Raw genomic sequence first — 17,695 nt, 5'->3', positions numbered from 1 at the left:
GTGCAGACCAGGCTCGTCCATTTATGGACCACGAACCAGCGGCGAAGAGTGCGGGTGGTCATGGCACAAACGCGCCGACGGATAGCACCGGTCTGCTACTCTTGAAGGAATAAGAATAACACTGAATCGCAACTGTATGGCGGAAAGGCGGGCAACCGTGCTGCATATGAACTCTCCCTGCGTGCCCGGAACACGCAGTCGGCGACGGCGTCCGGAATGAAAACGGGGCGAACCCCTGCTGGGAGTATGGATGCTTGGCGATGCCGTTTTTTCAGAAAAAAGAGCGATAAATGACAGACACGTGATATGCGATTTTCGAAGGACTTGCATCTTACCAGCAGAAAACGGCCTTTCTTCCAGCGTAGACGTCCTGTTCATAGGTCCTCGCTGAACACCGGCGAAACCGGCGGTCTGCTGCTAAATCTTGCGGAAAGTCGGACCCTGTGCCATCACAATTGCGAATCCTTCTTAATTTCTGAATGCTGGCGTTGTGATGGCATCGGGAACCACCTGTCTTGAAGTCCAAACATCCGTCCCTTGAGCTTTACGAGGCTCACCGTCCCGGCCTTCTGTCCTATGCGCGACAGTTGTCGGGCGACAGCGTGCTGGCGGAAGACATCGTGCAGGATGCGTGGGTGCTCTTCGCACGGCAGTCCGTAAGCACGATTGCCTCGCCCGGAAGCTACCTGCGGACCATCGTTCGCAACCTTCTGATGACGCGTGCCCGCCGGACAAAAATCGAGCGGATAAGCGAGGCGGATTTTGATGTCGTTACAGCCACTGTCCCCGATGATGCAGCATCACCCGAAGAAACCGTAGCGGCCCGTGAAACGATGATGCGTGTGATGGATGCGCTTGACGCCATGCCCGAGCGACAGGCGGAGGCCATTCGCATGTATCACTTTGAAGGGATGAAATTGCGGGAAGTCGCCGCCGTGCTGGGTGTATCCATTCCGATGGTGCATGGTCTGATCACCGAAGGGCTGGCAGCCTGCAACCGGATACGCAAGGAAGGGCAGTAGGCCTCGGTGGATTTGAATTATTTTCTGAAAAACCGGGGATGCCGCGCATCTTATCGGTATGACCTTGCGATCCTGCCTGCTGCGTTCCACCTGGCTTGTCTCTCTCATCCCGGGACAGGGGAGGCGCGGCATGGCTGAGTCCCGCAGTCCCGATGAGGCAGCAGCAGGCTGGCATATCTATCTTCGTGAAGAGCCGGACGATCCCGAACTGCGCCGCCAGTTCGAGGTATGGCTGCAGGAAAGCCCGTTGCACCAGCAGGCCTGGGCGGAAATCAATGAAACGCTGGGCGTACTCGATCTGGCCCCACCTGAGCGCAAGAGGCGGGCCGATGCCCGTAGAAGGTTCTGGGGTAGTCCGGCAAACGATCACACTGGCAGGAGAAAGGCAAAGTCCGCTGCATTTGCCAGCGTTGCCATGGCCGCCTGTATCGCCGCCTTCGTGTTCATACCCGACCTGTCCCTGCGCCTGCGGGCGGATCATTACACGCAGGCAGGTGTTACGCAGGACATCCATCTGGCCGACGGCAGTGATGTCATTCTGGCCCCGCGTTCCGCAGTCGCCATGCATATGACGGCTCATGAGCGACGGATCGAGCTGCTGCGCGGCGAAGCCTATTTCGTGGTGCATCATGATGCCAGTCGGCCGTTTACCGTAATTGCCGGACCGGTGACGACGACCGATATCGGCACCATGTTCGATGCCCGGACAGACGGTGATGAGACGTCCGTGGCAGTGCGGGAAGGGGCCGTGCATGTGTCCGCAAAGGGAAGCATCGGCCTGGAGCGCGACCTGCATGCGGGGGATCGCGTTGATGTCCGAGGCACCCAGATCATATCCGACACCCAGGCACCCGAGACTATCGGGCTTTGGCGTGACGGAATGCTGGTGGCACAGGACAATACCATTGCTGACATGGTGGCAGCACTTCAGCCCTGGACCAGCACCCGGATCATCGTCGCGCATGACACGTTGGCAGCACGCAAAGTCAGCGGTTCCTACGACCTGCATCACCCGGAAACGTCGCTGCAACTGATCGTGCATCCCTATGGTGGAAAGGTCATGTCCGTAACGCCCTGGTTTGCACTCGTGACGGGGCGCTAAAACAGTCTGGCGAGATGGCTTCTCATCGATTGTCGGGCGTTCTCACAGACATTCACTCACATCCGCAGACACGATGGCGGGACGTGACATGCTTCAGCTTGTAGCAAATCTTCGCTGCGAGAGAACAGGTCTGCCTGGGACCATGTGTCGAGGCGCGGAGGCTGAATTCAGAAAAATGCGCAACATCAGGGAAAAGAAAAACCCTTATCAAACAGAGTGATAACGATCATCGCGCAAAAAAAATAAAAAAATCTGAAATTTTTTCCGAAAAAACGGTCCTCCCGTGCATCTCACTTACCATGCCCATTGAATGCAAATGAATTGCATTAAAAACTGAGATGACAGGAAGAGCCGCGCCCATGCATTCGTCAGGATTTCTGAGGAGACCGATAGCCGCATCGGTCCTGATGCTCGCCACCACCACTGCGCTGACGTCCTTTGTCCCGACCAGAGCACGGGCAGAGACCGCACAGATACAGCCAAAATTCAGCTTCGATATTCCTGCCGGATCGCTGTCCAGTGCGCTGGTATCGTTTAGTGCCCAGTCCCGTATTCAGGTGACGTCGCAGGCACCGACATTGGCCGGTCATACGACTCCGGGGCTGCATGGGCAGTTTACGTCCAGCGAAGCGTTGGCTCGTCTTCTGCAGGGAAGTGGGTTGTCATATCAGACGCTGGGAGAACGTGCTTTCCAGATTGTGCCCGCACCCAAGGCGGCGAATATAACCCTTGGTCCGGTTCGCGTCGGAGGGACATTCGATACGCACGAGGCAGCTATTGGGCCAGGTAATGGATATGTCGCTACCTATACTCAATCAGGAACAAAAACGGACACTCCCCTGTGGGAAATCCCAAATTCTATTCACGTTGTGACAAAACAGCAGATTTTAGATCAACAGCCGCAAAATATTGAAGAGGCTTTGCGGTATATGCCTGGTGTATATGGTAACGTGGGCGGAACTTCTGAGGCCGGAGGACTGACACAAAATGTAAGTGGTGCAGATACGACTGGCTCTATTCTTATGCGCGGATTTGCATCAAGTCAGTTTGTTGATGGAATTATGTCTAATTCAATGTCAGCAGGCGAAACTGCATTTGTTGAGCGAGTTGAGGCTATTAATGGTCCAGCCTCGGTAATGTATGGACAAGTAGGCGCTGGCGGCCTCATAGCAACCCGGTTAAAGCAACCAACAGACACACCTATACATAACGTCTCCGTGGGATTTGGAAACTGGGGACGATATGAGGCTACATTTGACGTTGCAGATAATATTAACAAATCTGGGACTCTACAGTACAGAATCGCAGGAATTGGTGTAACTCAGGGGACGCAAACGGATTATGTGAATTATAAAAGGGTTGGAGTGCTTCCGTCCATTAAATGGAAAATAGACGAGAAAACTTCTTTAACTCTTCTCGGGAGTTATATGTATACACCTGAAGCGGGAACTTACTGGGCGGGCTACCCATTTGTTGGAACGGAGACGCCGCTCAATGGAAAATATATTCCAAGATCGAGTAATATTGGAAACCCAAAATCGTCAAGCCCAGCGCGAGATGCTGCATTCGAATATGAATTTTCGCATAAATTTAATGACAACTGGGAATTTCATCAGAATTTTCGTTATGAAAATTCAACTCAAACGTTTAACCAAACTTATGGTGATGCAGAGGACGTCACTAACGAGACATGGGATAATAGTGCGTGGTATAATAGAAGTAAAAATATGACTATTGGTCTGGATAGTCGTGTAATAGGGAAAGTTACAACTGGACCATTGCGGCACCTTCTTGTCGCAGGGATGGATTTCAGGGACCGTAAATATGATACTAATTATGCTTACGATTTTTCATCTTATCCTGTAAGTATTTTTTCCCCATCGTGGAATTTCCCTCAACCAAATTATAGCCTAACTGGGCCAGACGATATATGGAGTTCGATATCTAGAGGAAGTTTTTTTCAAGAAGGTGTTTATTTCCAAGATCAAATTAAGTTTCATCGTCTTTCCGTATTGTTGGGCGGTAGACAAGACTGGGTAAACGAACACAATACTTTTTATAGTGGATATCATTATCCAGAAATTGACTATTCTCAGCCAATGACGAAGGGGCAGGGGGGTGGTGAAAGTCCCTCCCATTTCACATGGCGTGCCGGTTTGACTTATAATTTCGATTTTGGACTTACGCCTTATTTTAGCTATGCAACATCTTTTGTCCCTCAACCGTCGGTTACAAATTACGCGGGTCAACAAGTTGCTCCTCTCACTGGCAAACAATTTGAAGCGGGATTAAAATATCTCATCCCACATACAGATGTTTTCCTGACAGCTGCGGCTTATCATATTGAAGAAAATCATTATGCAGCATCTGATAATGAGCATGAAGGCTATGAGCGAGATTGGGGGAAAGTAGTTTCAAAAGGGGTCGAGCTTTCTGCAAATGCAAATATCACAAAAAATCTTCATCTCACGGCATCATATAGTTTTAATGATACACGTTTTGCGAGTAATGGAGTTCTCGCTGAAAAAATAGATGTATACGGCAATTCGACAGGTTATGTTTCTGTAAAAGGAAAAAATATTGGCCAAGCTCCGCGAAATATGGCAAATTTATTTATTGATTATACCCCACCTGTAAAATCTCTAAAAGGATTCGGATTTAATTTTGGTATCCGGTATGTGGGTTTTACGTACGCAGACAGCGCAAATTCTATAAAAGTTCCAGATTTCACACTATTTGATCTTGGAGCGCATTATGATTTTGCAAATCTCATGCCCAGTCTAAAAGGTTTACGAGCGCAACTATCTATTTCTAACCTGACCGACAAACGTTATTTAGCATCGTGTACGTTGGGTTCCGCGCCACAGTGTCAATATGGTCAGGCGCGTCGTCTCTATGGCAATCTTTCGTATAGTTGGTGAAATTTTACCGCCCGAAACTGCACCGACTTTCCTGATTTAAAATCAATGTATTGCCCCTCGTCTCGATGCCAAAGTCGTGGGGCAGAATCGCTGCAAGTTCCGAGGGGCATCCCATGCAACAATCATGGGTTATCCCCGGCAATATCCATAGGGCAGTCCATGCCAAAGTCGTGGGACGGCGCTGTGCAATATCCGTGACTTACGTGGCCACATAATGGACGGTTGGTATTCCCAAATCATTTTTGAAACTGCAGAGTCTTTGCGTCTTTGTTAGGATATATCCGGATAGCGTTCCCGAAGTAGTTGGAGAAAACGAACTAGGGACGGATTGGGGTTGTCGGCCTGCCAGCAGGCCACGAAACGCAGTTCGACGGGCTGGCGGCCGTTGAGCACCTGCCGGTAGACAATGTTGGTCAGGCCATCCCCTGTGGCGCTTTCATAATCAATCATGACACTGCCATTCTCCGCCACGAAGGGTTTGAGAAACTGTGTCTCCATATCGTGTGTTACAAGATTGGGGGCGCGCACATCGACTGAGAGATAATGACGGATGATGTCCGCGATCTCCGGGCCGGGATCCTGCGTGCTGATGAGAAAACGCTCATGGCGCAGAAGGCTCCATTCCAGAATGGGCAGTGCTGCGAGCTTATGATCGGCCCGCAGTGCAACCACACACCGTTCCGACCAGAGCCGGAGCAACGCATCCTGCCATTCCAGTCCGCCCGCAGTGACAATTGCGATATCGACCTGTCCAGTCTCGACTTTCTGCAACAGTGATGCACGGCTGCCGCCCACAAACTTCCACGGAATGGTCGGATGCCTACGCTGGAATTCCCCTAGCGTTGCCCGGAGGTTTCCGGTCGAGACGGACGTATAATAACCGATTGTGAGGCGACGGGCTGTCTGTCGGGCACCGGAACCGGGACTGTTCGCCAGCATATCCACATCGTGGACGATCTGCCGCGCTACGTGCAGGAAGTCGATGCCATGGGACGTGGGCCGTACGCCCGCCGGGGTGCGGATAAAGAGCGTGCAGCCAATCATGTCTTCCAATAGGCGAATGTCCTTGGAAAGAAGGGCGGCACGTATGCCCGATGCAGCAGCTGCCTTGCGGAGGCTGCGATGCTCGGCGGCCGCGAGCGCGGACCGCAGATGGCGGATTTCGATCGTCATAACAACCTAGATGCGCCTAACGCCTGAATTTTAAGCAGAAAATGAGGGCAGGTGATCCAGCAGGATTCACAACGTCGTTACGAATGTTAACAGCGTGGGGCTGATGCCTTCGTTTCAGGGGAAGGATGTCCCCGAGAAAACCTGTCCAACCACTGTTGGGACACAGAGCCCACGCGAGCGGCGATAATTTTACGTCCGGATGCGCCCGGCCACGCAGACGGGTCTCCGGCGCTGGTATTTGTAAGTCTCTCTCGCCTTTTCTCGATTGATGAAAAGGAGGAAACGGCGATGTCAGGAGCGCGGATTCTCTGGGGACAACTGTGCGTCGTGCTGGCGCTGGTTGTTCTGTCCTGGTGGGTGGCGACCGAATGGGTGGCTTGGCAACTGGCGTTCCAGCCCGAACTCGGTCAGCCATGGTTCACCTTGTTTCATCACTGGCCGGTCTATGCGCCGACGCTTGTTTTCTGGTGGTGGTATGAATTCGACGCCTATGCGCCACACGTCTTCTCGCAGGGTGGCTGGATTGCTGGCTCGGGTGGTGTGCTGGCATTTCTCGTGGCTGTCGCCATGTCGGTGCGTCGTGCGCGGGAGGCCAGACGGGCTGCAACCTATGGCAGCGCACGATGGGCGAGTACCGAAGACCTGCAGAAATCCGGGTTGCTCGATCCCGATGGCGTCGTGCTGGGCTGTTATCGCAAAACCTATCTTCGGCATAACGGCCCGGAGCATGTTCTGTGCTTCGCGCCCACACGCTCGGGCAAGGGCGTGGGTCTCGTCATCCCGACACTCCTGACCTGGCCGGGTTCGGCCATCGTGCATGACATCAAGGGGGAGAACTGGCAGGAGACCGCGGGCTTCCGGGGAACATTCAGCCGTGTCCTTCTGTTTGACCCCACCAATCCCCGCTCGGACGCCTACAACCCCTTGCTGGAAATTCGCCGGGGTGAGTGGGAGGTGCGGGATGCCCAGAACGTGGCTGACGTGCTGGTCGATCCCGAGGGCTCGCTGGAACGTCGCAGCCATTGGGAAAAGACCAGCCATTCCCTTCTGGTCGGGGCCATCCTGCATGTCCTGTATGCGGAGAAGGACAAGACCCTCAGCGGCGTGGCCAACCTCCTGTCCGATCCGAAGCGCCCGATCGAGACGACATTGCGCGCGATGATGCGGACGATGCATCTGGGAGAGGCGGGGCCACATCCCGTCGTGGCTTCGGCCGCTCGGGAACTGCTCAACAAGTCCCTCAACGAGCGATCAGGTGTGCTGTCCACCGCCATGTCATTTCTTGGCCTGTATCGTGATCCGGTCGTGGCCAAAGTGACATCTCGCTGCACATGGCGGATTACCGATATCGTGCGTGGCAGCCGCCCCACGACGCTCTATCTCAGCGTGCCGCCATCGGACATCAGCCGGACCAAGCCGCTGATCCGTCTGGTGCTCAACCAGATCGGTCGCCGCCTGACGGAAGACCTGCAACACCAGAAGAAAAATCATCGCCTTCTGCTCATGCTGGATGAGTTTCCGGCACTCGGACGCCTCGACTTCTTTGAAAGCGCGCTCGCCTTCATGGCGGGGTATGGTATCAAGGCCTTTCTCATCGCCCAGAGCCTGAACCAGATCGAGAAAGCCTACGGGCAGAACAATTCCATTCTCGACAACTGCCATGTCCGTGTCTGTTTCGCGACCAATGACGAGCGGACGGCTCGACGTGTGTCTGATGCCCTTGGTACGGCCACCGAGGTGCGGGCACAGAAAAACTATGCCGGGCACCGCCTGTCGCCCTGGCTGGGACATCTGATGGTTTCCCGGCAGGAAAGCGCCAGGCCTCTGCTGACACCCGGCGAGATCATGCAGCTTCCACCCGACGAAGAGGTGGTCATGGCGGCCGGCACGCCGCCAGTGCGCGCCCGCAAGGCGCGTTATTATGTCGATTCGCGCCTGCAGGAACGCATCCTGCCGCCGCCTGCGCCACGATCGCCGTCGGGCGCTTCGGGCGCAGATGACTGGAGTGGCAGACCCACGCCAGACCAGATGCCTCCTGAAGATGCAGACACATTGGCTGGAACGTCTTCTGACGAACCGATGGGTGCAGGACAGAAGCAGACGCGCGAGTTTGATGCAGCCCACACGCCGAAAGCAGAGCGGGGGCGGGACGAGCATGAACGCAAAGACCCGGACCTTGATTCCGATCATGCCTCCATGCGGGCCAGGCGGGAATTCGAGGATCTACAGCGAATGACGCGGCTGGCTGCCTTGGATCGGGATGACGGCATGGAGATGGAAGGCCCATGAAACGCGCGCGTAGGAAACAGCAGATTACCGTCTATCTGGACCCGGTTCTGGCGGAGACCCTCGGCGATCTTGCCACCCGTCGTCGCCAGTCCCAGTCCATGCTGGTCGAAACGGCGCTTGCTGCCTTTCTTTCCCCGGAGGACGGAAAAGGTGAGGGGGCGCTGAACCGACGACTGGAACGGCTTGATCGCCGGATTGGTCACATGGAGCGAGACCTTGGGATCAACGTCGAGACACTGGCGCTTTTCATCCGCTTCTGGCTGCTTACAACGCCACCGTTGCCCGAGCCGGCTGCAGCCGCTGCCCGCGCCCAGGCGACTGCGCGTTATGAACAGTTCATTGAGACGTTAGCGCGGCATTTAAGCACCGGACATCGTTTGCATCAGGATTTGAGTGGGGATCAGGAAGTGCTTTCGTGACCGATATCGTAGAAGATGTGCCCTATACTGGTCTGTCTTAATCTTTATCTAAAATCCTGCCGATCTGGAGTAATTAGGCGGCCTATACCGACAATTATGCGTTACGCCACGCCCGTCCACGTCGGGCAAGAATCTGCTGTTGAAATTGGTCGGCGCATGCCTCTCCTAATATTTCCCGCAACTGATGGAAGTTCTTCTGTCAGCCAAGAAATGCGGGCAAGGTCATGTCTCACGTTTCGTCACAGCAAGGTCGGGCACGTGGTATTTCCATGCTGCGCACGGCTATGGGGACTGCCGTAGCCCACCATCTTTCGGATCCGTCCGTTATTGAAGTCATGCTCAATCCTGACGGGCGGTTATGGATCGACCGTCTGGCTGACGGCATGGCAGACACGGGTGAGACGATCTCGCCAGAGGATGCCGAGCGGATCGTGCGTCTGGTTGCGCATCATGTGGGTGCCGAGGTGCATGCGGAGGCACCGCGGGTGTCAGCCGAGCTGCCGACCGGTGAGCGGTTTGAAGGGCTATTACCACCAGTGGTGACCGCCCCGAGTTTCGCCATCCGCAAACCCGCGGTCGCGGTCTTTACCCTCGATGATTATGTCGCAGCCGGAATCATGACTGCAGGGCAGGCGGATTATCTGCGTGCTGTCGTCGTCGCGCGTAAGAACGTTCTTGTGGTGGGCGGCACCAGCACCGGCAAGACCACACTGGTCAACGCCCTGCTGTCCGAAGTCGCGAAAACTGGCGATCGCGTCGTGCTGATCGAGGATACGCGCGAACTGCAATGCATGGCGCCCAATCTCATCGCTCTGCGGACCCGCGAAGGTGTCATCACGCTGTCGGACCTAGTCCGCTCCGGTCTCCGTCTGCGTCCAGACCGTATTCCCATCGGTGAGGTGCGTGGGGCCGAGGCGCTGGATCTGGTCAAGGCGTGGGGCACCGGCCATCCGGGTGGCATCGGCACGCTGCACGCCGGATCGGTGCTGGCCGCCCTGTATCGGCTGGAACAGTTGATCCAGGAGGCGGTGGTTACGGTGCCGCGCGCCATGATCGCCGAAACCATCGACGTGATCGCCGTGCTCTCGGGGCGCGGCACGGCCCGGCGCCTGTCCGAACTGGCCGAAATTGACGGTCTCGATCCCACGACCGGCGCCTATTGCATCCGCCCGGTCAGCCGATCTTCTTCCGAAACATCATTCTCTGCCAATGGAGAATCATCATGATGCCGCCGTCACGCAAGCGCGCCGTCGTGTGCGCTGGAGCACGTCCTGACCGTCGTATGCCGGACCTTCGTGTGTTCGGAACATCCATGCTGCTGTCGCTTGTTTTTGCGTCATCGGCATGGGCGTCCGGCACGGGGATGCCGTGGGAGACACCGCTCAACGAGATACTGGAATCCGTGCAGGGGCCGGTGGCGAAGATCATCTCGGTGATCATCATCACCATTACCGGTCTGACCCTGGCCTTTGGCGAAACATCCGGCGGGTTCCGCCGCCTGATCCAGATCGTCTTTGGACTAAGCATCGCTTTTGCGGCGTCCAGCTTCTTCCTGTCCTTCTTTTCCTTCTCGGGCGGAGCGCTGATCTGATGGCGGTTCTCTTCGATCCTGAAGCCGAGGCCGTGCCAGGCTATTTCGTGCCCGTGCATCGCTCCCTGACGGAACCGATTTTGCTGGGTGGTGCGCCACGGGCCGTGGCCATCGCCAACGGTACGCTGGCCTCCGCCATAGCCCTCGGCCTGCGGCTCTGGCTGGTCGGGGCGGTGTTCTGGATCGTGGGGCACACCCTCGCGGTCTGGGGGGCGAAGCGCGATCCGCTGTTCATCGAGGTGGGGCGGCGGCATCTCCGCTACCCCGCCTGGCTTCGTGCGTAGAGGGAGGGCAGGGCCATGATGTCCCTTGGTGAATATCGCAGCCGTGCCGCTGTCCTGTCCGACTTCCTGCCCTGGGCCGCGCTGGTTGGGGAAGGTGTGGTCCTGAACAAGGATGGTTCTTTCCAGCGCACGGCGCGCATCCGTGGTCCCGATCTGGACAGCGCCACTCCGGCTGAACTGGTGGGCGTGACGGGGCGACTGAACAGCGCCCTGCGGCGTCTGGGTTCGGGCTGGGCCGTGTTTGTGGAAGCGCAGCGTACCCCGGCGACCCTCTATCCCGAGAGTGATTTCCCCGACGCTGCCAGCCAGATGGTCGATCTGGAACGCCGGGAGGCCTTCGAGGATGAAGGTGTGCATTTCGAGAGCCGGTATTTCCTGACCTTGGTCTGGCTGCCACCCGTGGAAACCTCGGGCCGTGCCGAGCGCCTTCTCTATGAAGGCATGGAGCGCGACGGGCATGATCCGCACGGTCTGGTCAGGGGCTTTATCGACCGGACTGACCGTCTGCTGGCCCTGCTGGACGGTTTCATGCCCGAAGCCGTCTGGCTGAATGATGGCGAGACACTCACCTACCTGCATTCCACCATTTCGACGCGGAACCAGCGGGTCCGGGTGCCGGAAATCCCGATGCACCTCGACGCCCTGCTGGTGGATCAGCCCCTGGCAGGTGGTCTGGAGCCCAAACTGGGCAGTGCCTTCCTCAAAACCCTGACGATCACGGGTTTTCCCAGCCGGACCTTTCCCGGCATTCTGGATGATCTGAACCGTCTGGCCATTCCCTATCGCTGGTCCACGCGCGCCATCCTGCTCGACAAGACCGATGCAACGAAGGTGCTGACGAAGATCCGTCGCCAGTGGTTTGCCAAGCGCAAAAGCATCGTCGCCATTATCCGCGAGGTCATGACCAACGAGGCCTCGGTGCTGGTGGATAACGATGCCGCCAACAAGGCGGCCGATGCCGATCTGGCCTTGCAGTCGCTGGGTGCCGACGATGTCGGGCAGGCCTATATCACCGCGACCGTTACGGTATGGGACGGCTCTGCCTCGATCGCAGCCGAGAAATTGCGTCTGGTGGAAAAGATCATTCAGGGGCGTGACTTCACCTGCATGGCGGAAAGCCTGAACGCGGTGGAGGCATGGCTGGGGTCATTACCCGGCCATGTCTACGCCAATGTCCGCCAGCCGCCGGTTTCGACTTTGAACCTCGCGCATATGATTCCGCTCTCCGCTGTCTGGGCGGGGCCTGAACGGGACGGGCATTTCAACGCACCCCCATTGTTCTACGGCAAGACAGCCGGGGCCACGCCCTTCCGGTTTTCCCTGCATGTCGGCGATGTCGGCCACACCCTGATCGCCGGACCGACAGGGGCGGGGAAGTCCGTGCTGCTGGCGCTCATGGTGCTGCAGTTCCGCCGCTATGCGGGCGCGCAGGTCTTTGCCTTCGATTTTGGCGGCTCGCTGCGGGCCGCGACACTGGCGATGGCCGGGGACTGGCATGATCTCGGTGGAGGCCTGACGGAACAGGAGGGCGCAGATCATGGGGCAGGCGAACAGGATAGCGGCGTCTCGCTTCAGCCGCTGGCCCGTATCGACGATCCGACCGAGCGGGCCTGGGCGGCGGAATGGCTGGGGCAGATCCTCGTCCGGGAAGGCGTCACCCTGACACCGGAGGTAAAATCCTATCTCTGGTCAGCCCTGAATTCCCTGGCGTCGTCGCCCGCTCATGAACGGACCCTGTCAGGAGTGGTGGCGCTCCTTCAGTCCAACGCCCTGAAACAGGCGCTGGCTCCCTATTGCCTCGGTGGTCCTTATGGTCGCCTGCTGGATGCGGATACCGAGCAACTGGGCCATGCCGACATCGTGGTGTTCGAGACCGAAGGTCTGATCGGCTCCGGCGCGGCATCTCCCGTGCTGTCTTACCTTTTCCATCGCATCGAAGGCCGTCTGGATGGGCGTCCGACGCTGCTGGTCATCGATGAGGGCTGGCTGGTGCTGGATGACGGGGATTTCGCGGGGCAACTCCGGGAGTGGCTGAAAACCCTGCGCAAGAAGAACGCCTCGGTGGTGTTTGCTACCCAGAGCCTGTCCGATATCGCCAATTCCGCTATCGCTCCGGCGGTGGTGGAGAGCTGTCCCACACGGATCTTCCTGCCCAACGAGCGGGCGATCGAACCGCAGATCGCAGCCATCTACCGCGATTTCGGGATGAACGAACGCCAGATCGCCATCATCGCCCGCGCCGCGTCGAAGCGGGAATATTACTGCCAGACCCGGCGCGGCAATCGCCTGTTCGAACTGGGGCTGGGGCCGGTCGCACTCGCCCTGTGCGCGGCATCCGGGAAGGATGATCACCGTCTGATCGATCAGGTGCTGACGGAACAGGGGCGGGACGGTTTTCTCCCGGCCTGGTTCGAGGCGCGCGGTGTCATGTGGGCGGCAGACGTCCTGCGGGAAGGAGCCGCGCCATGATGGAAAAATCTTTCCGTATCCGGGCAAGATATTTCCGTCCCGGGTATGCCGCAGTTGTGGGCGCTGCTCTGGTTTTTCTCATGCCGGTCGTGCCTGCCCATGCCCAGTGGGCGGTCTATGACGGAGCCAACCATGTCCAGAACGTTCTCATTGCGGCCCGCACGCTTCAGCAGATCGATAACCAGATCACGTCACTGGCCAATCAGGCCCAGATGCTGGTCAACCAGGGGCGCAATCTGGCAAGCCTGCCGCTATCGACATTGTCATCGCTGCAATCGACGATTTCCCAGACCACGGCACTGCTCGCGCAGGCGCAGAACATCGCCTACAGCGTCCAGTCCGTTGAGCAGCAATACCAGCAGGCCTACACATCCGTCTCGTCGGGCATGTCCGACAGCGCTCTGTTCAGCCAGGCGCAGACTCGCTGGCAGAATTCCGTAGGCGGGTTTGAGGACGCCCTGAAACTACAGGCGCGGGTGGTGGGGAACATTCCTTCAGACAATAGCGCCATGACCCAGCTTGTCTCGGCCAGCCAGGATTCCACAGGTGCCCTGCAGGCGGCGCAGGCTGGCAACCAGCTTATGGCCCTGCAGTCCCGGCAGCTTTCGGACATTCAGGCCGAGCTTGCCGCCAATGGCAGGGCTACAGCGTTGGAGCGGGCGCGGAATGCGGCAACGGAAGCGGAGAGCGAGGCGCAGTACCAGCATTTCGCGCAGCATGACGCCTATACTCCCGGCACGGTGTCCATGTTCGGCAGCAGCGGGAACTGACCGCCATGACCATGAACGATGTCGGCGTCATCGACACCTTTCTGAACACCTTCACCACCACCATCGATACCGGCTTCGGTCTGGTGAAGGGGAGTATGATCTCGCTGGCGGGGTCACTGTCCGTGCTGGATATGGCGCTGGCGGGCCTGTTCTGGGCCTGGGCGGCGGATGAGGACGTCATCCAGCGTCTGGTGAAAAAGACCCTCTATATCGGGTTCTTTTCCTTCCTGATCAGCAATTTTTCCAGCCTGTCGAAGACCGTCTTTGACAGTTTCGCCGCCCTTGGCCTGAAAGCTGGTGGGGGCACGCTGTCGCTCGATCAGTTCCTGCGGCCCGGTCGGCTGGCCCAGACCGGGTTCGATGCGGCACAGCCTCTTCTGGATTCAGTCCATAAACTGCTTGGCCCTGTCGCTTTCTTTACCAATTTCGCGCAGATCTTCGTGCTCTGCCTGTCTTGGCTGATCGTGCTGGCGGCGTTCTTCATTCTGGCCGTGCAGCTCTTTGTCGCCCTGATCGAATTCAAGCTGACCACGCTGGTAGGGTTTGTGCTGATCCCGTTTGCCCTGTTCAACCGTACGGCTTTTCTTGCCGAAAAGGTCATGGGCAATGTCGTCTCCTCGGGCGTGAAGATCATGGTGCTGGCCGTGATCAGCGGCATTGCCGCCACTCTGTTCAGCCAGTTCACCACCTCCTATGGCGATGTGCAGCCCACGGTCGGGCAGGCCCTGTCCGTAGTGATCGCCTCACTGGCCATTGTGGGCCTTGCGATTTTCGGGGGCAGTCTGGCCAACGGGCTGATCGCTGGCGCGCCCCAGCTTGGCGCGGGTGCCGCTGTTGGCACGGGCATGGCCGTCGCTGGTATGGGGGCTGCTGCCGTGGCTGGCGTCGGTGCGGCTGTTTCTGGTGGTGGGGCAGCTCTGGCCGCCACGGCGGCAGCTGCGCGGGGAGGGGCGGCCGTAGCAGGCGCTGCATCAACAGCCTACACGCTCGGGTCCGCGACAGCAGCCGGCGGGAGTGCCGGTGCGCGGATGGCTGCGGGTGTGAGCGGGATTGGCCGGGCGGCCGGGTCTGCGGCTGCAGGTGCCGTGAAGAACAAGGCCGCCAGTGCCGCCAGCGCCATGAAGGACAGCTTCTCAACGGGCGGCAAGGCAGCCTTTACCGCGACCGGTGGCCGGACAACCGGTTCGGGTGGTGGCGCTGCTGAGACGGGGGCATCGGCAGGCGGAACGGGGTCATCCTCGTCGGCATCATCCGCCAGTGAGCCCCCGCGCTGGGCGCGCGGGATGAAGCGCCGGCAGGCCGCGACCCATGCCGCCGAGGCAGCCCATGTCATCCGCTCCGCCGATGGCGGGGGTGGATCTTCCTCCATCGATCTGTCGGAAAAGGAATGAGGACGATGTTCCGTCGCTCCACGGTGCGCTACGGCACGACGCCGGAGCCGGTTACTCCCTATCAGAAAGCCGCCCAGATCTGGGATGAGCGCATCGGTTCCGCCCGCGTGCAGGCCCGCAACTGGCGGCTGATGGCCTTTGGTTCGCTGTTCCTGTCCGCAGGCCTTGGGGCCGGGCTGGTCTGGCAGTCCGCACGCGGCACCATCACGCCATGGGTCGTGCAGGTGGACCGTCTGGGCGAGGCGCAGGTCGTGGCGCCCGCAACAGCCGCCTATGTGCCCACTGACCCGCAGATCGCCTGGTATCTGGCCCGGTTCATTGAAGATGTCCGCAGCCTGTCCTCCGATCCCGTGGTGGTGCGGCAGGACTGGCTGCGCGCCTACGCTTTCACCACCACGTCCGGTGCTCAGGCGCTCAACGATTATGCCCGTCAGAACGATCCCTTTGCCCGCATCGGGCATGAGCAGGTCGAACTGGACGTGTCGTCCGTCATCCGGGCGTCGCCCGCGAGTTTCCGGATCGCCTGGGTCGAGCGGCATTACCGCGACGGGGCTTTTGTCGGCACCGAGCGCTGGACCGCCATTGTCTCGGTCAGGCTCAGCCCGCCACGTGATGCCGATCATCTGCGCAGAAATCCCTTGGGTGTTTTTGTATCCGCCATCAACTGGTCGAAGGAGCTGGGCCAATGATCCGTCGCGCTCTTCGTGTCCTGCCGCTGCTGATCCTGCCCCTTGCCGGATGCGCGCAGCATTACCATCCGCCTGTCATCCGCTATGATGACGCCGTGCAGGCAACACGTCTGCCGGATCTCCCGAAGCCGGTGCGGGTGGTGGAAGTCCCCAGACCGCTTCCCCTGCCGGGACAGCTCAAGCCGCTGCCCTCACGACGCACGGTCCATACGCCTCCCGAAGTTGTCGATCCCACAGCGCGTGTGACGCAGGCCAATCTGGCGGCGCGCATCCAGCCCACGCGGGCCGGGTTCATCAATGCGGTGCAGGTCTATCCCTATTCTCCGGGCGCCCTCTATCAGGTTTATACCTCGCCCGGCGAAATCACCGACATCATGCTCCAGCAGGGTGAAAAGCTGGTGGGCACTGGACCCGTGGCGGCAGGTGACACGGTGCGCTGGATCATCGGCGATACCGAGAGCGGGGCAGGGGCGACCAAACGCATCCATATCCTGGTCAAGCCGACCCGCCCCGACCTCACAACCAACCTGATCGTTAACACCGACCGGCGCACCTATCTGGCGGAACTACGCTCCACGCCCGCGACTTACATGGCATCGGTGTCGTGGGATTACCCCGAGGACGATCTGATCGCCCTGCATCGGCAGGACAGTGCGGCCGATGACGCCACTCCCATTGAAACGGGCCTCAATCTCGATGCTCTGAATTTCCGCTATGCCATCCAGCCGGTGAAAGGGGGCACGCCGCCCTGGCTGCCCGGCCGGGCCTTTGATGACGGCCACAAGGTCTACATCGCCTTTCCGGCCAGCATAGGGCAGGGGGAATTGCCCCCGCTCTTCGTGCTGGGGGCCGATGGCAGCCCGGAACTGGTCAATTACCGGGTGCGGCAGAACTGGATGATTGTCGATCGCCTGTTTGCGGCGGCCGAACTGCGGCTGGGCGACAAGCATTCCGAGCAGCGGGTGCGGATCGTGCGCACCGATGGACGGCGGACATGACGGACGGGCAGGAAGAACACCGGGACGAAAGAGCGGAGGGCGGTACAGAAAATGCATCCCCTGCGGTCCCGCCATCGCCGCCCGATCTCCGCCTGCGGGCGGAACGACCACGTGTCGTGCGTCTGTCGCGCTATGTTGTCTGGGGGCTGGCGGGCACAGGTATGATCGGGATTGGTCTGGCGCTGGGTTACGCGCTGCAGAATTCCGCCCGGCAGGGGCCAGCGTCCGCCGTGCAGGATTCCGATGTGCGGCCTTCGGCCGATGGGCTGGATGCCCTGCCAAAGGATTATACTGGCGTGCCCAGGCTGGGGTCGCCTTTGCCCGGTGATCTGGGCAAACCGATCCTGAAGGCACAGCAGGAAGGCAGGGCCGGACCGGTTTCGGGCATGAGTGACCGGCGGGCCGAACAGGAAGTCGAGGCAGCCATCGCCAGCAAGCTGTTCGTGCAGACTCAGGACGCCGGGCGGCAGGACAGCGCGCCTGCCCCTGCGTTGCCCTCAACCGGGAATAACGCTCCATCTGCTCCAGCGGGCACAAATGACCGGCAGGCCGCCAACCGCGCCTTTCTGGCGGGACA

The 17,695-nt window shown here is 58.9% G+C and carries 14 protein-coding genes and 1 pseudogene; 14 read left to right on the top strand and 1 reads right to left on the bottom strand.

What is annotated here, in order from left to right:
- Positions 1–515 precede the first annotated feature (515 nt).
- The 3 genes from B7449_RS15675 to B7449_RS15665 all read left to right on the top strand — a co-directional run bounded on the left by B7449_RS15675 (position 516) and on the right by B7449_RS15665 (position 5,045).
- Positions 516–1,022, top strand: coding sequence for an RNA polymerase sigma factor (locus tag B7449_RS15675; RefSeq protein WP_082084914.1), 507 nt, complete (start codon positions 516–518; stop codon positions 1,020–1,022).
- Positions 1,023–1,152: 130 nt separating this feature from the next.
- Positions 1,153–2,124 (top strand): FecR family protein, encoded by a 972-nt coding sequence (locus tag B7449_RS15670; RefSeq protein ID WP_039733109.1) that lies wholly within the window; start codon positions 1,153–1,155, stop codon positions 2,122–2,124.
- A 407-nt stretch (positions 2,125–2,531) separates the two neighbouring features.
- Positions 2,532–5,045, top strand: coding sequence for a TonB-dependent siderophore receptor (locus tag B7449_RS15665; RefSeq protein WP_242407806.1), 2,514 nt, complete (start codon positions 2,532–2,534; stop codon positions 5,043–5,045).
- A 270-nt stretch (positions 5,046–5,315) separates the two neighbouring features.
- On the opposite strand, the gene B7449_RS15660 is transcribed toward B7449_RS15665, so the two are convergent.
- Positions 5,316–6,218: a LysR family transcriptional regulator gene (locus B7449_RS15660; RefSeq protein WP_048883806.1), complete on the bottom strand. Its 903-nt coding sequence runs from the start codon at positions 6,216–6,218 to the stop codon at positions 5,316–5,318.
- Between the two features lie 288 nt (positions 6,219–6,506).
- Here B7449_RS15660 and B7449_RS15655 point away from each other — a divergent pair, with 288 nt between their 5' ends.
- The 11 genes and pseudogenes from B7449_RS15655 to B7449_RS15605 form a co-directional block, all read left to right on the top strand.
- A complete protein-coding gene (locus B7449_RS15655; protein ID WP_039733106.1) occupies positions 6,507–8,507 on the top strand; it encodes a conjugal transfer protein TraG in 2,001 nt (666 codons plus the stop codon).
- Positions 8,504–8,926 (top strand): hypothetical protein, encoded by a 423-nt coding sequence (locus tag B7449_RS15650; RefSeq protein ID WP_039733105.1) that lies wholly within the window; start codon positions 8,504–8,506, stop codon positions 8,924–8,926. Before B7449_RS15655 ends, B7449_RS15650 begins: the two co-directional genes overlap by 4 nt.
- A 269-nt stretch (positions 8,927–9,195) precedes the next feature.
- Complete coding sequence (trbB, locus tag B7449_RS15645) at positions 9,196–10,152, top strand: P-type conjugative transfer ATPase TrbB (protein ID WP_039733104.1); 957 nt, start codon at positions 9,196–9,198, stop codon at positions 10,150–10,152.
- Positions 10,149–10,517 (top strand): TrbC/VirB2 family protein, encoded by a 369-nt coding sequence (locus B7449_RS15640; protein WP_141654831.1) that lies wholly within the window; start codon positions 10,149–10,151, stop codon positions 10,515–10,517. Before trbB ends, B7449_RS15640 begins: the two co-directional genes overlap by 4 nt.
- Positions 10,517–10,801, top strand: coding sequence for a VirB3 family type IV secretion system protein (locus tag B7449_RS15635; protein ID WP_010511125.1), 285 nt, complete (start codon positions 10,517–10,519; stop codon positions 10,799–10,801). Before B7449_RS15640 ends, B7449_RS15635 begins: the two co-directional genes overlap by 1 nt.
- Before the next feature lie 15 nt (positions 10,802–10,816).
- Complete coding sequence (trbE, locus tag B7449_RS15630; protein WP_039733103.1) at positions 10,817–13,270, top strand: conjugal transfer protein TrbE; 2,454 nt, start codon at positions 10,817–10,819, stop codon at positions 13,268–13,270.
- Complete coding sequence (gene trbJ / locus B7449_RS15625; RefSeq protein ID WP_039733102.1) at positions 13,267–14,040, top strand: P-type conjugative transfer protein TrbJ; 774 nt, start codon at positions 13,267–13,269, stop codon at positions 14,038–14,040. The genes trbE and trbJ overlap by 4 nt, the downstream gene beginning before the upstream one ends.
- Before the next feature lie 5 nt (positions 14,041–14,045).
- On the top strand, positions 14,046–15,431 hold the full coding sequence (trbL, locus tag B7449_RS15620; RefSeq protein WP_039733101.1) for a P-type conjugative transfer protein TrbL: 1,386 nt from the start codon (positions 14,046–14,048) through the stop codon (positions 15,429–15,431).
- A gap of 5 nt (positions 15,432–15,436) precedes the next feature.
- On the top strand, positions 15,437–16,120 hold the full coding sequence (trbF, locus tag B7449_RS15615) for a conjugal transfer protein TrbF (protein WP_039733100.1): 684 nt from the start codon (positions 15,437–15,439) through the stop codon (positions 16,118–16,120).
- Entirely contained in the window at positions 16,117–17,118 is a 1,002-nt protein-coding gene (trbG, locus tag B7449_RS15610) for a P-type conjugative transfer protein TrbG (protein ID WP_039733099.1), read from the top strand. The genes trbF and trbG overlap by 4 nt, the downstream gene beginning before the upstream one ends.
- Positions 17,115–17,695: pseudogene (locus B7449_RS15605) on the top strand (TrbI/VirB10 family protein); the annotation flags it as partial. The gene trbG and the pseudogene B7449_RS15605, both read left to right, overlap by 4 nt.

This window comes from Komagataeibacter intermedius TF2 (assembly GCF_000964425.1).
Classification (GTDB): domain Bacteria; phylum Pseudomonadota; class Alphaproteobacteria; order Acetobacterales; family Acetobacteraceae; genus Komagataeibacter; species Komagataeibacter intermedius.
The sequence above is the reverse complement of the archived record's forward strand: the minus strand, read 5'-3'. Positions and strand labels throughout refer to the sequence as shown.

Bases quoted from the DNA above. Each gene is read 5' to 3' on its own strand.
- trbJ (WP_039733102.1), top strand. From the start codon at position 13,267: ATGATGGAAAAATCTTTCCGTATCCGGGCAAGATATTTCCGTCCCGGG.
- trbF (WP_039733100.1), top strand. From the start codon at position 15,437: ATGTTCCGTCGCTCCACGGTGCGCTACGGCACGACGCCGGAGCCGGTT.
- B7449_RS15635 (WP_010511125.1), top strand. From the start codon at position 10,517: ATGGCGGTTCTCTTCGATCCTGAAGCCGAGGCCGTGCCAGGCTATTTC.
- B7449_RS15665 (WP_242407806.1), top strand. From the start codon at position 2,532: ATGCTCGCCACCACCACTGCGCTGACGTCCTTTGTCCCGACCAGAGCA.
- trbG (WP_039733099.1), top strand. From the start codon at position 16,117: ATGATCCGTCGCGCTCTTCGTGTCCTGCCGCTGCTGATCCTGCCCCTT.
- B7449_RS15640 (WP_141654831.1), top strand. From the start codon at position 10,149: ATGATGCCGCCGTCACGCAAGCGCGCCGTCGTGTGCGCTGGAGCACGT.
- B7449_RS15670 (WP_039733109.1), top strand. From the start codon at position 1,153: ATGGCTGAGTCCCGCAGTCCCGATGAGGCAGCAGCAGGCTGGCATATC.
- B7449_RS15660 (WP_048883806.1), bottom strand. From the start codon at position 6,218: ATGACGATCGAAATCCGCCATCTGCGGTCCGCGCTCGCGGCCGCCGAG.
- trbE (WP_039733103.1), top strand. From the start codon at position 10,817: ATGATGTCCCTTGGTGAATATCGCAGCCGTGCCGCTGTCCTGTCCGAC.
- B7449_RS15655 (WP_039733106.1), top strand. From the start codon at position 6,507: ATGTCAGGAGCGCGGATTCTCTGGGGACAACTGTGCGTCGTGCTGGCG.
- trbL (WP_039733101.1), top strand. From the start codon at position 14,046: ATGACCATGAACGATGTCGGCGTCATCGACACCTTTCTGAACACCTTC.
- B7449_RS15650 (WP_039733105.1), top strand. From the start codon at position 8,504: ATGAAACGCGCGCGTAGGAAACAGCAGATTACCGTCTATCTGGACCCG.
- trbB (WP_039733104.1), top strand. From the start codon at position 9,196: ATGCTGCGCACGGCTATGGGGACTGCCGTAGCCCACCATCTTTCGGAT.